Consider the following 15,056-nt stretch of genomic DNA (forward strand, 5'->3'; position numbering starts at 1 on the left):
GGGGCCCGCTCCGTCAATCGCCCAAGGAAAATTAAATCAAAATAGCTATCGAAGCTGCTTGCATGATGGCATCAGACTACCGCTCCGCCGAGCCGCCGGGCGCAGCTTCGGACCATTTACTTTATACACAATCCGCTGACCTTCCTCGAGCGGTGCCTGCCAGCGCCGGCGACAACGCACACCGGCCCCGCTTGCGCCTATTGCGGACCAGCCACGGCCACGGTTGCCACGATACCCTGCGCCACGGCGCCGGCGAAATCGCTTTCCGCGCGCGCCAGCAATTCACCTGCGGGCTCCCGCAGACTGGACGCGATGACGGCGCGGTTGCGTCCCTGCGACTTGGCATAATACAGCGCCATGTCCGCCAGCTGCACCGCCTTCTCCCAGCCGAAATGCGCTTCCGGCAAGTCGCAGAATGGCATAGGCACCGTGCCGGCGCTGATCTTCACTGGCACCTGCACGTCGCCGCAATCGACGGGCGCCGTGCCCACGCTGTGCAGTAGCCGCTCCACCATCGCTTCGATCTGGTTCGGCGGCATCCCCGGCGCAAAGACCAGGAATTCCTCGCCGCCCCATCGCAGCACGATATCGCTGCTGCGCACCGCCTCCGTCAGGCGCCGCGCCACCTCGACCAGCGTGCGGTCGCCCACGGCATGGCCCCAGCGGTCGTTGATCTGCTTGAAGTGGTCGATATCGATGATCGTGATGGCGTCGATGCCGCTGCCGCGCTGCTGGCGCCGCTCCGCCTCGGGCAGGCCGGCCCGTCGCTGCATGCGTTCCAGGAACACGCGGCGGTTGAACAGCCCCGTCAGCGGATCGCGCGTGGCGTGGAATTCCAGCTGTGTATTCAAACGTTCCAGTTCGGCGTTGGCGCTGGTGGCCCGGCGGTACTGAAGGTACACGAACACGCCCGCCACCAGCAGCAGCGCGGCCGCGATACCGATGACCCACTGTTCTTGGCGCTTGTTGCTGATCACCGCGTCCTTCAGCAGATTGTCGCGCGCCAGCTGGCCGATCTGGCGCTGGCGCCGGTCGGCTTCGAACTTCTCTTGCAGCGCGGCCACGGCCTGGTCGCGTTCCGCGGCCAGCAACCCTTTCTGGACGTGCTGCTGCTCGCGCACGAACGTCAGCGCTTCACGTGGCCGCCCGGCTCCCTCGAGCATGCGGCTGGTTTCGTCCAGCATGCTGACCAGGTCGCCACTCGCGTTTGATGCGCGTAGCGAAGCAATCACTTCATGGATGTACGGCAGCGCCGCGTCGACCTTGCCCTGCCCGCCCAGCGCAAAACCGAGATTGGCCTTGGCCATCAGCGTCGAACTGGCGTCGCCTACTTGCAGCGATTTCGCCAACGCCTTGCGCGCCGCCACCTCCGCCTTCATATACTGGTGCGCGCGCAGATAATGGTTGGCGATGTTGCCGAGTATGGTGCCCTCCATCGCCACCAGCCCCGCGCGCTCGGCCGTTGCGAGCGCCAATTCGAACGCGGCCAGACCCTCGGCGTTGCGGTCCAGCGCCACGTAGGCGATGCCCTGCGCGAACAGCAGCCAGGCAAGCGGCCTGGCTGCGATGGCGCCACGGTAGGCGTCCAGCGCGGACGTCGCCATCTCCAGCCCCTTTTCGGGGTTACTCATGTTGACGTAAAGACGGCTGATCAGCATCACCGCCTGCAGGCGCGAGCGCAGCGTCGCCTCGCCGCTGCCCTCGGCGCGCCTCAGCACGGCAAGATAGCGACTTAAGGCCTTGTCGTACTGTGTCGTGGCGTTGTAAGCGTCGCCATAGGAAAGGTCAAGCCAGTTCTGCAGTTGGGGATCGGGATTGGCACCGATATGGGGCCGCATGGCGTCGAGCGCAGCCAGCGCCAGCAGCGGTTTGTTTTGATGCAGAAGGCGGTCGATGCGACCTAGCCGCGCCATCGCCAGCGTGCCCTGGTCGCCGTTGGCCTGCGCAAGTTCGCGCAGCGCTTCCAGCGTGTCGAAAGCGTCGTCCGCCTGCCCGGCGTCGCGTTGCAGCGCATGGCGCGTCAACAACAGCTCGCGTTGGACGCGATACGACACTTTGGCCGGCAACGCGGCGCGCAAGCTTTGCAGCCGTTTGAACGCGGCGACATTGGTGTTGTACGACAGGTCGACAATGGCGCGCAATTGTGCCAGCGTGGCGGCGTCGTCGGCCCGCGCGACTGGCGCCCACAGTGTCGCCGCCAGCAGGGCGGCTCTCGCCAGGCTACTGGCCCGGCGCACCGGAAATGAAGACAAAACGTTCATGGCTGCAGGTGCCGGCGCGATCAGCGCGGCGCGAAAAGGTCGGTTACGTACCCGCGCGGGAAGCGCGTCCGTGGGTGCCGGGCGAGTCGGAATCGGGCGGCGGTTGCAGCGCGGCAGCTAGGTCGAGGCGGCGGCGATCGTCCCAGTATGATTAATTGCCACGAGGAAATCAAGCAATGATTGGCCCGGCGGCCCCGCCATGGCAATTTCGGCCTGTGTCGGCGCAACGCCTTCCGGGTGGCCGCCACCCGGACCCAGTGGAAACCGAGCACGCACGCCGCGCGCGCCCGGGGGCCTGCTCCCGGGCTGGCAAGCCCGAATCGAAACGGGAACAATCCGAGTTGTCGAAATCCCCGGCCAACGGGGCCGCCGGGACGCGCGTGCGAACCCGACTTAGCGAACCTTATCAAACATCGCCACGTACAGCGCCAAGTCGCGTTCGCTTGCCGCCTGCCCTCCCGCGTGGGAATAGCCAATGACCGCATAATAGTAAAAACGGGCGAGTGCCGCCGCGTCATCTACCGACCAGCCTATCTCACGCAGCAGCTGCGTAATATACGATAGCCGGCCCTGCCGCACGGGATACAGTGGAGAATGATATGGAATGGAGCTGGAAAATGATGGTCGCGTGGGGAATAACCCTCCTGGGGATTCTTCATATAGGGATGGCGGTCGTGCGCTTCCGGCATCCGTTTGCCGCTGCGCTGCAGGACGGGTTTATCGGTGCTTTTTCGGCCAATGATTCACGCCGCGTTGCCGCCGCGTGGCTCACCTTGTTTGGACCTGCCATAACGGTATGCGGGCATCTCGCAATACGTGCCGCTACCGTGTCAGATCTGAGACCCTGAAAATCATCGGTTTGTATTTGTCTGCCACCGCCTTGTTCGGCGTGGCGGCCTTTCCCAACTCGCCGATCTGGGCGCTTTTGTTATTATCAATTGCCCTTGTTACGATTGGATATGGTCGGCTCGCGTGAGCTACCGGGTGATTGACCACTCCAGCGTCATTGATACGTTTCCCCGACTGACCATACACTTGCGCGGCAAGAACCGCGTCTTGCGCGCGCCGGCCCGGACGCAACCCGTAGCTGTGCTCGCTGAAGGGCTCGCACACGCTTGAACGCCTGCAGCAGCCCCCCCCCCCCCCCCTTCTCAGCGCCGCAGGCAGCAGCGCCGATCCTGACTTTTTGGCGCATGGCGCGGGCTTCGTCGCTGTGGTCAGCTCGCGGCGGGATTTGCGCCCACAGGTGTGCGCCCATGCTGGGCGCACACGTGAAAAGGGCCGCCATATTGGGCGGCCCTTCGCATATTCGCGGCGGTTTGGGCCGGCGGCGCCGGCGCCCCCCCCTCCCGCCGGAGGCTTAGGCCATGACTTTGTCGGCGATGCGCTGCGCCATGGTTTTGGCGTGCTCGGCGCTCTTGGCCTCGACCATGACGCGAATCAGCGGCTCGGTGCCGGATGCGCGGATCAGCACGCGGCCGGTATCGCCCAGTTCCCGCTCGACTTTTTCCTTTTCACGGACCATGGCCGGGTTCTTTTGCCAGTCGAAGCCCGCCGCGACGCGCAGGTTGATCAAGGTTTGCGGGAACAGCACCAACTCGCTGGTGCATTGCTCCAGCGTCTTGCCGCTACGCTTGAGCGCCGACAGCACCTGCAACGCCGATACGATGCCGTCGCCGGTGGTGTGCTTGTCCAGGCACAGCAGGTGGCCCGAGCCTTCGCCGCCGAGGATCCAGCCACGCTCTTTCATCACCTCCAGCACGTAGCGGTCGCCCACCTTGGCGCGCGCAAAGCCGATACCCATTTCCTTGAACAACACTTCCAGCGCCATATTGGTCATCAGGGTGCCGACCGCGCCCGGCACCGGGCCGGTTGCCAGGCGGTCCTTGACCATCACGTACAGCAGCTCGTCGCCGTTATACAGGCGGCCCTTGCCGTCGCACATGATCAACCGGTCGGCGTCGCCGTCGAGGGCGATGCCGAGGTCGGCGCCGTGCTCGACCACCGCCGCCGCCATTGCGGCCGGCGCCGTCGCGCCAAAGCCCGCGTTGATGTTAAAGCCGTCCGGCTTGTTGCCGATGGCGATCACTTCGGCGCCCAGTTCGTGGAACACGTGCGGCGCGATGTGGTAGGCGGCGCCATGGGCGCAGTCGACGACGATTTTCATGCCGCGCAGGTCCAACTCGTTGGGGAAGGTGCTCTTGCAAAATTCAATGTAGCGGCCCTGGGCGTCGGCCAGGCGCTTAGCGCGCCCCAGCTTCTCCGACGCCACGCAGGACATCGGCGTGTCGAGCGCCAGTTCGATTTCCTGCTCGGTCGCGTCGGGCAATTTGGTGCCCTGGTGCGAAAAGAATTTGATGCCGTTGTCGTGGAACGGGTTGTGCGACGCCGAGATGACCACGCCGGCAGCCAGGCGCAGCGCCCGCGTCAGGTAGGCGATCGCCGGCGTCGGCATCGGGCCGGCCAGCATGACGTCGACGCCGGCGGCCGAGAAGCCCGCCTCCAGCGCCGCTTCCAGCATATACCCGGAGATGCGCGTGTCCTTGCCGATCAGCACGGTCGGCTTGATCGCGGCGGTCTGGGCCTTGGCCAAGACTTTACCGGCGGCGTAGCCGAGGCGCATCACGAAGTCAGGGGTGATTGGCGCGGCGCCGACCAGACCGCGGATGCCGTCTGTTCCGAAGTATTTACGTGTCATTTTATTCTCTTCTATCAAGTTGATTACTCACGTATGTTGTTAGCGCGCCGCGTGCCATACGCTCAGCGCGTCGACAGTCTCAGCCACATCATGCACCCGTACGATATCGGCGCCATGCGCTACCGCAGCCAATGCGCCGGCCAGGCTGCCGGCCAGGCGCCGCTCCACCGGCTTGCCGGTGACGGCCCCGAGCATCGATTTGCGCGACAGCCCGGCCAGCATCGGCAGGCCCAGTTCGGCGCGGATCTGCCCGCTGGCCTTGAGCAGCGCGAAGTTGTGTTCGACCGTCTTGCCGAAACCATAGCCGGGGTCGACGCAAAGGCGCTCGCGCTCGACGCCGGCCGCCGTCAGGGCGGCGACCCGCTCGCGCAGGAAGTCGACGACCTCGCGCACCACGTCGCCATATTCCGGGCGCGCCTGCATGGTTTGCGGCACGCTTTGCATGTGCATGATGCACAAGGCACAGTCGCTGCCGCGCACCGCCTCGATCGCGCCCGGCGCGCGGAAGGCGTTGATGTCGTTGATCATATCGGCGCCGGCCAGGATGGCTTCGCGCATCACCTCCGGCTTGTACGTGTCGACCGACAGCGGCTTGCCGCAGTCGCGCAGCGCGTACAGCGCCGGCATGACACGCTGCAGCTCGTCCGCCAGCGACAGCGCGGGCGCGCCGGGCCGGCTCGATTCGCCGCCGATGTCGATAATGTCGACGCCTTCGGCAACCATCTCGTCGGCGCGGGCCAGGGCAAACTCCAGCGACTGGAACTGGCCGCCGTCGGAAAACGAATCGGGCGTGACGTTCAGGATGCCCATTACCAGGGCCTTGCCGCCCGGGGCGGTGAGGTTGAAGCCAAACCGGCCGAATTGAAAGTATTGTCGCATGGGGCTGGGAAACGGTAGGAAAAACGGCAGGAGGCCGCACGACGGAAAAGGGCAAGGATCGCTCCTCGCCCTTTTACTGACGGCACGAAGCCGACATCAAACGGCCAGCGTCAGGCTGGCGCCGTGACGTTCGGCGAGATGCCGCCGGCGCCGCTGTCGCCCGAATTGCGCCGCGGCGGCACGCCGGCCTTCGGCAGGCGCGGCTCCAGGCCGGCCATGATGTCGTTGATCTGGTCGGCGTCGATGGTTTCCCATTCGAGCAGAGCCTTCGTCATCACTTCCACCTTGTCGCGGTTCTCTTCCAGCAGCTTGCGCGAAATCGCATACTGGGTGTCGAGGATATTGCGGATCTCGGCGTCGACCTTTTGTTGGGTCGCCTCCGAAATCGTCTTGGCCGAGCCGCCGAAGAAGCCGTCTTGCTGGCTGTCCTCGTAGACCATCACGCCCATGCTGTCGGACATGCCGAAGCGTGTCACCATCGAACGCGCCAGTTTGGTGGCGCGGGAAAAATCGTTCGAGGCGCCGGTCGACATTTGGCCGACGAAAATTTCCTCGGCGATGCGCCCGCCGAAGAGAATCGAGATCTCTTCGAGCATCTTGTCCTTGTAGCCGGACAGGTTGTCGTGCTCTGGCAACTGCCAGGTCAGGCCGAGGGCGTAGCCGCGCGGCATGATCGTCACCTTGTGCACCGGATCGGCCTTCGGCAACAGTTTCGCCACCACCGCGTGGCCCGACTCGTGGTAGGCGGTATTGCGACGCTCTTCCTCGCGGATGATCATCGACTTGCGCTCGGGACCCATGAAGATCTTGTCTTTGGCATCTTCGAAGTCCGACATTTCCACCAGGCGCTTGCTGCGGCGGGCCGCGAACAGCGCCGCCTCGTTGACCAGGTTGGCCAGGTCGGCGCCGGAAAAGCCGGGGGTGCCGCGGGCCAGGATGTCGGCCTTGACGTCGGTGCTGATTGGCACTTTGCGCATGTGCACGTTCAAGATCTGTTCGCGGCCGCGGATGTCCGGCAAGCCCACCGACACTTGGCGGTCGAAGCGGCCCGGACGCAGCAGCGCCTTGTCGAGCACGTCCGCGCGGTTGGTCGCGGCAACGACGATGACGCCGGAATTGGCCTCGAAACCGTCCATCTCGACGAGCAACTGGTTCAAGGTTTGTTCGCGCTCGTCGTTGCCGCCGCCCATGCCGGCGCCGCGGTGGCGGCCGACGGCGTCGATTTCATCGATGAAGATGATGCACGGCGAATGTTTCTTGGCGTTCTCGAACATGTCGCGCACGCGCGAGGCGCCCACGCCGACGAACATCTCGACGAAATCGGAGCCGGAAATCGAGAAGAACGGCACCTTGGCTTCGCCGGCGATGGCGCGCGCCAGCAGCGTTTTACCGGTGCCCGGAGGGCCGACCATCAGCACGCCGCGCGGAATGCGCCCGCCCAGTTTCTGGAACTTGGTCGGGTCCTTGAGGAAATCGACCACTTCGTTGACTTCTTCCTTGGCCTCGTCGCAACCGGCGACGTCGGCGAAGGTGACGGTGTTATTGGCCTCGTCCATCATGCGCGCCTTCGACTTGCCGAACGAGAAGGCGCCGCCTTTGCCGCCGCCCTGCATTTGCCGCATGAAGAACACCCAGACGCCGATCAACAGCAGCATCGGGAACCAGGAAACGAACACTTGCTGCAGCAGCGACGGCTCTTCCGGCGGTTTGACGTCGAAACGCACGCCGTTTTCGCGCAGGTCGCCGATCAGGCCGCGGTCGAGGAAGGTAGCGGTGGTGCGGACCTTGCTGTCGTCGATGCGGGTGGCGGTGATGTTGCCGCCCTCGATCAAGACTTCCTTGACGCGCTTGGCTTTGACCTCATCCAGCAAATCGGAATAAGCGATGGCCTTGCTGCCGCCCGCGACGCCGTGGCTGTCAAATTGTTTGAACAACATGAAAAGAAGCAGGGCAACGACTACCCAGATGGCAGATTTGGAAAACATGTTATTCACGAAGACTCCTTGGATGCGGTACGCATCTTTTTCCTATAGCTGAAAACACGATTTTACTCGCAATAAGCGGGCCGTGCCAAAGCCTGCCGATGCGTGCGCGCAAAAAACACCGCGCGCACGCGGGAAGCGTAACCGGGCTTATGTGCCTGCGAGCATTTTCATACCCTCACGGCATTACCCTTCCCTGCTTTGATGTGCGGCTACAAGCGTCAAATATCAAGGGCGGATTCGTCCAGAAGCGGCTTATTTTCCGCCGCATTCTTGACGCCGCGTCCCAAAAGGAAGATTTCCGACGATTTATCGCGGCTGGCCTTGGGTTTTTTCTGCGTCACCACCTTGAACTCGGCGCGGAATTTCTCCACGATCTGGCTGTAGCCGGTGCCGTTGAAGCACTTCACCAGCAAGGCGCCGGACGGTTTCAGGTGCAGTTGCGAGAATTCGATGGCCAAATCGATCAAATGCTCCATGCGCGCCGCGTCCGCCGAGGCGATGCCCGACAGATTGGGCGCCATGTCCGACAACACCAGGTCGGCTTTGCGCCCCTGCAGCACCACTTCCAGCTGGCGCAGCACGCGCGCTTCGCGGAAGTCGCCCTGGATGAAGTTGAAGTCGGCAATCGGCTCCATCGGCAGCATGTCGAGACCGATCAGGGTGCCGTCGATGCCGCCACCGTCCTTGCCGGCCAGCTTGCGGCGCAGGTATTGCGCCCAGCTGCCCGGGGTGCAGCCGAGGTCGACGATCACCTGGCCGTGTTTTACAAGTTTTTCGTCCTCGTCGATTTCCTTGAGCTTGTATGCGGCCCGGGCACGATAGCCCTCTTTCTGCGCCAACTTCACATATGGATCATTTATGTGGTCGTGCAACCAGTTTTTGTTTAATTTCTTCTTTGCCATTCGCGTAGAATACTGCTTTTAAGGGATTACTAAAAATTATTATGCTAAAACTTACACCCGTAGAGCGCAGCGCACTGCGCGCCGAAGCTCACGCGCTGAAGCCTATCGTCATCATTGGCGAAGCGGGCTTGACACCTGCCGTACTCAAAGAAATCGATCTTGGCCTGGATTCGCACGGTCTGATTAAGGTCCGCGTATTCGGCGACGACCGCGAAGCCCGCGTGGGGATGTACGAGACGATTTGCGGCGATCTCGGCGCCGCTCCGGTACAACATATTGGCAAACTGCTGGTGATCTACCGTCCGAAAAAAGAAGTTGTCAAAGAACGCAGCGTCACCACGGGCAAGGGTATGCGCGAAGTGACCATCGTCAAGGCCAGTGCCAGCGGAACCAAGCGTCCGTCGGTCACCAAAGTCATGATCAAGGGCAATGAGCGCGTTACCGAAGGCGGCTCCATCAAGCGCGCCAAGCCGCGTCAGAAGAGCGCCAAGAAAAGCGCGCTGGGCAGCAAGTAAGCCCCGCCAGGCAACCCGCCACCGGCGGGCCGGTCCGCAACCCCTCGGTTGCGGACCGGCCCGCTTTTTTTCGTCCGCCGCGCCCGCCCCGGTCGCGCTCGATCGCACATTATCGACTGACGAGCGTTTTACTGTTGTTTTTAGCGCTGCTTCCAGATGAGCACGCCGGCCAGCGCGCTCTGCACCATGTACACCAGCATCGAGGCGCCGTGCAGCACGCCGAACAGCTTGCGCTGCGGCGACGCGTCCAGACCGCCCGGCCCGGCCGCCTCGCGGATGCCGGCGATCAGCGGCTGGATGCCGAGGTAGTTCAGCAGCACGCAGCCGAGCATCGCCAGCACCAGGGCGAACAACAGGCGGCGCCGCTTCGGTTCCAGGTCGGCGCCACTCCAGGCCAGCAAGGCCAGCATCAGCAACGCGAACGCGGCCGACAGCAGCGCGCCGGCGCGGAACATGCTGCCGGCAATCGTGCCCGCCAGCGCGCGGTCGGCCAGCGTGGCAAACAGCACCGGCGCCACCAGATAGCCGACCGTCCACAGGCTGCCGGCCCACAAGGTCGCCACGGCGACACGCACGCGCGCCAGCGGCATCAGATGTACAACACTTCCAGGATTTCGTATTCGCGCGGACCGGACGGCGCCTGCACCTCCACCACGTCGCCGGCGTACTTGCCGATCAGCGCGCGGGCGATCGGCGAGGTCACCGACACTTTGTTCAATTTCAAGTCGGCTTCGTCGAGGCCGACGATCTGGTAGGTCACCTTGGTGCCCCTTTCCAGGTCTTCCAAGTTGACGGTGGCGGCGAACACCACGCGCCCTTCCGCGTCCAGCGTGGCCGGGTCGATGATCTGGGCCGCGCCCAGCTTGCCTTCCAGTTCGGCGATGCGGCCTTCGACGAAGGCTTGGCGCTCCTTGGCGGCGTCGTATTCGGCGTTTTCCGACAGGTCGCCGTGCGAACGGGCTTCCGAGATCGCGTCGATGACGATGCGGCGCTCTTTGGTCTTAAGCTGATGCAACTCCGCTTTCAACAGTTCTGCGCCGTATTTGGTAAGTGGGACTGAGGTCATGTTTTATCTACTAAGTTGTCGGTGGAACCGGTCCACCAAGTGAAAACCACAGAGGCCGCGCGATACTGCCGCGCGGGGCTCTGTGGTCAAGGGTGCCGCAAACAGGCTTAGTGTAAGGTTTTATGCAGACCTTGTAAATCGTAGACGCGCAACTCGTCGAGATGACGTATCCCTTCCACCGCCGCTTCGGCGCCGGCGATGGTGGTGTAGGTGGTCACGTGCGCGGCCAGCGCCGAGGTGCGGATGGCCCGCGAATCGACGATGGCGCTGCGTTTTTCCTCGACCGTGTTGACGACCAGAACGATTTCATGGTTCTTGATCATGTCGACGATGTGCGGACGCCCTTCGATCACCTTGTTTACCGGCGTCACCGGGATGCCGGCGGCGGAAATCACCGCGGCGGTGCCCTTCGAGGCCACCAGCGTGAAGCCGATGTCGACCAGGTCGCGCGCCACCTGCACGGCGCGCGGCTTGTCCGACGCCTTGACGCTCAGGAAGACCTTGCCCGACTTCGGCAATTTGACGCCGGCGCCCAGCTGCGACTTGACGAACGCCTCGCCGAAAGTCATGCCCACGCCCATCACTTCGCCGGTCGACTTCATCTCGGGGCCGAGGATGGTGTCGACGCCAGGGAACTTGACGAACGGGAAGACGGCTTCCTTGACGCTGAAGTAAGGCGGCACCACTTCCTGCGTGATGCCCTGCGACGCCAGCGACTGGCCGACCATGCAGCGGGCGGCGATCTTGGCCAGTTGCAGGCCGGTGGCCTTGGAAACGAACGGCACCGTGCGCGAGGCGCGCGGATTGACTTCCAGCACGAACACGACGTCTTGCATCTGGCCGTCGATCTCTTGCTTCTGGATCGCGAACTGCACGTTCATCAGGCCGACCACGTTCAAGCCCTTGGCCATCAGCGCGGTCTGGCGCTTCAGTTCGTCGATGGTTTCCTGCGACAGCGAGTACGGCGGCAGCGAGCAGGCCGAGTCGCCCGAATGCACGCCGGCTTGTTCGATATGCTCCATGACGCCGCCGATGAAGGTGGTTTCGCCGTCGGAGATGCAATCGACGTCGCACTCGATGGCGTCGTTCAGGAAGCGGTCCAGCAGCACCGGCGAATCGTGCGAGACCTTGACCGCTTCGCGCATGTAGCGCTCGAGGTCGCGTTGCTCGTGGACGATTTCCATCGCCCGCCCGCCCAGCACGTACGAGGGGCGCACCACCAGCGGATAACCGATTTCCTGCGCCAGGCGTAACGCGTCCTCTTCGGTGCGGGCGGTGCGGTTAGGCGGCTGGCGCAGCTCGAGCTTGTGCAACAACTGCTGGAACCGCTCGCGGTCTTCGGCGGCGTCGATCATGTCCGGCGAGGTGCCGATGATCGGCACGCCGTTCGCTTCCAGGTCCAGCGCCAGCTTCAACGGCGTCTGGCCGCCGTACTGGACGATAACGCCGACCGGTTTTTCCAGCGCGACGATTTCCAGCACGTCTTCCAGCGTCAGCGATTCGAAATACAGGCGGTCCGAGGTGTCGTAGTCGGTCGACACGGTTTCCGGGTTGCAGTTGACCATGATGGTCTCGTAACCGTCTTCGCGCATCGCCAGCGCCGCGTGCACGCAGCAATAGTCGAATTCGATACCCTGGCCGATGCGGTTCGGGCCACCGCCCAGCACCATGATCTTTTTCTTGTCGCTCGGATTAGACTCGCACTCTTCATCGTAGGTCGAGTACATGTAGGCGGTGTCGGTGGCGAATTCCGCGGCGCAGGTGTCGACCCGCTTGTAGACCGGGCGGATGTTGAGCGCGTGGCGCCTCAGGCGCACCGCCGTGTCGGTGGTTTGCAGCAGGAAGCCCAGGCGACGGTCCGAGAAACCTTTTTGCTTCAACTTGTACAGCGTGGTCTTGTCGAGCGCGTCGAGCGACTGGGTGTCGAGCCACAGTTCGAGGTCGACGATTTCCTTGATCTGGATCAGGAACCACGGGTCGATATGGGTCAGCTGGTGCACTTCTTCCATCGTGAAGCCCTGGGCGAAGGCGTCGCCGACGTACCAGATGCGTTCCGGACCGGGCTCGCCCAGCTCTTCCTCGATCTTCTCGCGGTCCTTGGTCTTCTCGTTCAGGCCGTCGACGCCCACTTCCAGACCGCGCAGGGCTTTCTGGAACGATTCCTGGAAGGTGCGGCCGATCGCCATCACCTCGCCGACCGACTTCATCTGCGTGGTCAGGTGGTGGTCGGCGGTCGGGAACTTCTCGAACGTGAAACGGGGGATCTTGACGACGACGTAATCGATCGACGGCTCGAACGAGGCCGGGGTCTGGCCGCCGGTGATCTCGTTGCGCAACTCGTCGAGCGTGAAGCCGACCGCCAGCTTGGCGGCGATCTTGGCGATCGGGAAACCGGTTGCCTTCGAGGCCAGCGCCGACGAGCGCGACACGCGCGGGTTCATTTCGATGACGATCATGCGGCCGTCGGCCGGGTTGATCGAGAACTGCACGTTGGAGCCGCCGGTGTCGACGCCGATCTCGCGCAATACCGCCAGCGAGGCGTTGCGCATGATCTGGTATTCCTTGTCCGTCAGCGTCTGGGCCGGCGCCACCGTGATCGAGTCGCCGGTGTGCACGCCCATCGGGTCGAGGTTTTCGATCGAGCAGATGATGATGCAGTTGTCCGCCTTGTCGCGCACCACTTCCATCTCATACTCTTTCCAGCCGATCAACGATTCTTCGATCAGCAACTCCTTGGTCGGCGACGCTTCCAGGCCGCGCTTGCAAATCGTTTCGAACTCTTCCTCGTTGTAGGCGATGCCGCCGCCGCTGCCGCCCATCGTAAACGACGGCCGGATGATGGTCGGGAAACCCAGTTCGCGCTGCACGGCCCACGACTCGTCCATCGAGTGGGCCACGCCGGAGCGGGCCGAACCGAGGCCGATCTTGGTCATCGCCTGCTTGAACTTGGAGCGGTCCTCGGCCTTGTCGATGGCTTCCGGGGAGGCGCCGATCAACTCGACCTTGTATTTTTCCAGCACGCCGTTGTTGTGCAGGTCCAGCGCGCAGTTCAACGCGGTCTGCCCGCCCATCGTCGGCAGGATCGCGTCGGGACGCTCCTTAGCGATGATGCGCTCGACAACCTTCCACGTGATCGGCTCGATGTAGGTCACGTCGGCCATTTCCGGGTCGGTCATGATGGTCGCGGGGTTGCTGTTGACCAGGATGACTTTGTAGCCCTCTTCGCGCAGGGCCTTGCACGCTTGCGCGCCGGAATAGTCGAATTCGCAAGCCTGACCGATAACGATCGGGCCGGCGCCAATAATCAGAATACTTTTAATATCTAAACGTTTAGGCATTTTTCTTTTTCTCCACCGCATCCATCAAGCCGATGAAGCGATCAAACAGGTAAGCAACATCCATTGGGCCAGGCGACGCTTCCGGGTGGCCCTGGAAGCAGAACGCCGGCTTGTCCGTGCGGGCGAAGCCCTGCAGCGAAGCGTCGAACAGCGACTCGTGCGTAACGCGGCAATTGGCCGGCAAGGTCGCCGCGTCGACCGCGAAACCGTGGTTCTGCGACGTGATCAGCACTTGCTTCGAGTCCAGGTCCTGCACCGGGTGGTTGGCGCCGTGGTGGCCGAACTTCATCTTCAGGGTCTTCGCGCCGGAGGCCAGCGCCATGATCTGGTGGCCCAGGCAGATGCCGAACACGGGAATGCCGCGCTCGATCAACTCCTTGGTCGCGGCGATCGCGTAGTCGCACGGTTCCGGGTCGCCGGGGCCGTTCGACAGGAAGATGCCGTCCGGGTTCAGCGCCAGCGCGTCGGCCGCCGAAGCCTGGGCCGGCAACACCGTCACCTTGCAGCCGCGCGCGGTCAGCATGCGCAGGATGTTGCGCTTGACGCCGTAGTCGAAGGCCACCACGTGGAACTTGGAATCGGCCAGCTTGCCGTAGCCCTCGCCCAGCGTCCACTCGGTTTCGGTGAACTCGTAGGCGGCCTTGGTCGAGACCACCTTGGCCAGGTCCATGCCGGACAGGCCGGGGAAGGAACGCGCCAGTTCCAGCGCTTGCGCGGCGGACGGCTCGTTGCCTTGCGTACCCACCAGGATGGCGCCGCTCTGGGCGCCCTTTTCGCGCAGGATGCGGGTCAGCTTGCGGGTATCGATGCCGGCGATGGCGACGATGTTCTCGGCCTTCAGATAGTCGCCGAGCGACTGGGTCGAGCGGAAATTCGAGGCCAGCAACGGCAGGTCGCGGATGATCAAACCGGCGGCGTGCACCTTGGATGATTCCACGTCTTCCGGGTTGACGCCGGTGTTGCCGATGTGCGGATAGGTAAGGGTCACGATCTGGCGGCAGTAGCTCGGATCGGTGAGGATTTCCTGATAGCCGGTCATGGAAGTGTTGAACACCACCTCGCCCGTCGTATGACCGGCGGCACCGATGGAAAATCCTTTGAAAATCGTTCCATCAGCAAGCGCTAAAATGGCTGGAACGGCAGGGCCAGAAAAAAATGGCGGCAAGGGCAACTCCTGATAAAGTTACCGTAGCTGCGCCACGTCAGACCGACCGCCAAGCATCCCAAGCAGCTGCGGCTTGAGGGTCAACGGTCATAATGAATGATGGGATGGTGGTAGTCGGCTACGGTATGTGTAAGAATGGCTAAACCTTGCAATTATAGCGCATCGGCGCCCTTCCGGCAATCGCCGCGACCCCAAAAAGGGCGCAAAAATAGCCGCCGGCGACACATGCCGGCGGCGCCCCGCACCG

The 15,056-nt window shown here is 63.3% G+C and carries 11 protein-coding genes; 2 read left to right on the forward strand and 9 right to left on the reverse strand.

Annotated features, from left to right (window positions below):
* Positions 1-197 precede the first annotated feature (197 nt).
* The gene (locus JANGC3_RS28935) at positions 198-2,252 is read right to left on the reverse strand and encodes a tetratricopeptide repeat-containing diguanylate cyclase (RefSeq protein WP_157406548.1); all 2,055 of its coding nucleotides are present in this window, start codon (positions 2,250-2,252) and stop codon (positions 198-200) included.
* Positions 2,253-2,860: 608 nt separating this feature from the next.
* Between JANGC3_RS28935 and JANGC3_RS32530 the strand changes: the two genes are divergently transcribed.
* Positions 2,861-3,109 carry a DUF6463 family protein gene (locus JANGC3_RS32530; RefSeq protein ID WP_157406549.1) on the forward strand — a complete coding sequence of 83 codons (249 nt, stop codon included), beginning with the start codon at positions 2,861-2,863 and terminating at the stop codon, positions 3,107-3,109.
* A 512-nt stretch (positions 3,110-3,621) separates the two neighbouring features.
* Here the strand turns inward: JANGC3_RS32530 and glmM are convergent.
* The 4 genes from glmM to JANGC3_RS0109540 form a co-directional block, all read right to left on the reverse strand.
* Complete coding sequence (glmM, locus tag JANGC3_RS0109525; protein WP_026132776.1) at positions 3,622-4,959, reverse strand: phosphoglucosamine mutase; 1,338 nt, start codon at positions 4,957-4,959, stop codon at positions 3,622-3,624.
* Between the two features lie 39 nt (positions 4,960-4,998).
* Positions 4,999-5,838, reverse strand: a complete 840-nt coding sequence (gene folP / locus JANGC3_RS0109530) for a dihydropteroate synthase (protein WP_017876259.1) — start codon at positions 5,836-5,838, stop codon at positions 4,999-5,001.
* A 110-nt stretch (positions 5,839-5,948) separates the two neighbouring features.
* Entirely contained in the window at positions 5,949-7,832 is a 1,884-nt protein-coding gene (gene ftsH, locus JANGC3_RS0109535) for an ATP-dependent zinc metalloprotease FtsH (RefSeq protein ID WP_026132777.1), read from the reverse strand.
* 209 nt (positions 7,833-8,041) lie between these two features.
* A complete protein-coding gene (locus JANGC3_RS0109540) occupies positions 8,042-8,725 on the reverse strand; it encodes an RlmE family RNA methyltransferase (protein WP_017876261.1) in 684 nt (227 codons plus the stop codon).
* Positions 8,726-8,766: 41 nt separating this feature from the next.
* Here JANGC3_RS0109540 and JANGC3_RS0109545 point away from each other — a divergent pair, with 41 nt between their 5' ends.
* A complete protein-coding gene (locus JANGC3_RS0109545; RefSeq protein WP_026132778.1) occupies positions 8,767-9,240 on the forward strand; it encodes a YhbY family RNA-binding protein in 474 nt (157 codons plus the stop codon).
* Positions 9,241-9,380: 140 nt separating this feature from the next.
* On the opposite strand, the gene JANGC3_RS0109550 is transcribed toward JANGC3_RS0109545, so the two are convergent.
* From JANGC3_RS0109550 to carA, 4 genes are all read right to left on the reverse strand, one after another.
* On the reverse strand, positions 9,381-9,830 hold the full coding sequence (locus JANGC3_RS0109550) for a DUF4149 domain-containing protein (protein ID WP_017876264.1): 450 nt from the start codon (positions 9,828-9,830) through the stop codon (positions 9,381-9,383).
* Entirely contained in the window at positions 9,830-10,306 is a 477-nt protein-coding gene (gene greA, locus JANGC3_RS0109555) for a transcription elongation factor GreA (protein ID WP_026132779.1), read from the reverse strand. Before greA ends, JANGC3_RS0109550 begins: the two co-directional genes overlap by 1 nt.
* Before the next feature lie 107 nt (positions 10,307-10,413).
* The gene (gene carB / locus JANGC3_RS0109560) at positions 10,414-13,644 is read right to left on the reverse strand and encodes a carbamoyl-phosphate synthase large subunit (RefSeq protein WP_017876266.1); all 3,231 of its coding nucleotides are present in this window, start codon (positions 13,642-13,644) and stop codon (positions 10,414-10,416) included.
* On the reverse strand, positions 13,637-14,809 hold the full coding sequence (carA, locus tag JANGC3_RS0109565) for a glutamine-hydrolyzing carbamoyl-phosphate synthase small subunit (RefSeq protein WP_035787573.1): 1,173 nt from the start codon (positions 14,807-14,809) through the stop codon (positions 13,637-13,639). Before carA ends, carB begins: the two co-directional genes overlap by 8 nt.
* Positions 14,810-15,056 lie beyond the last annotated feature (247 nt).

It is taken from the genome of Janthinobacterium sp. CG3, assembly GCF_000344615.1.
Classification (GTDB): Bacteria; Pseudomonadota; Gammaproteobacteria; order Burkholderiales; family Burkholderiaceae_D; genus Janthinobacterium.

What these genes read in the sequence shown, in the direction of transcription:
- JANGC3_RS32530 (WP_157406549.1), top strand. Translation starts at nt 2,861, where the DNA reads ATGGAATGGAGCTGGAAAATGATGGTCGCGTGGGGAATAACCCTCCTG.
- glmM (WP_026132776.1), bottom strand. Translation starts at nt 4,959, where the DNA reads ATGACACGTAAATACTTCGGAACAGACGGCATCCGCGGTCTGGTCGGC.
- folP (WP_017876259.1), bottom strand. Translation starts at nt 5,838, where the DNA reads ATGCGACAATACTTTCAATTCGGCCGGTTTGGCTTCAACCTCACCGCC.
- JANGC3_RS0109540 (WP_017876261.1), bottom strand. Translation starts at nt 8,725, where the DNA reads ATGGCAAAGAAGAAATTAAACAAAAACTGGTTGCACGACCACATAAAT.
- JANGC3_RS0109545 (WP_026132778.1), top strand. Translation starts at nt 8,767, where the DNA reads ATGCTAAAACTTACACCCGTAGAGCGCAGCGCACTGCGCGCCGAAGCT.
- JANGC3_RS0109550 (WP_017876264.1), bottom strand. Translation starts at nt 9,830, where the DNA reads ATGCCGCTGGCGCGCGTGCGTGTCGCCGTGGCGACCTTGTGGGCCGGC.
- greA (WP_026132779.1), bottom strand. Translation starts at nt 10,306, where the DNA reads ATGACCTCAGTCCCACTTACCAAATACGGCGCAGAACTGTTGAAAGCG.
- carB (WP_017876266.1), bottom strand. Translation starts at nt 13,644, where the DNA reads ATGCCTAAACGTTTAGATATTAAAAGTATTCTGATTATTGGCGCCGGC.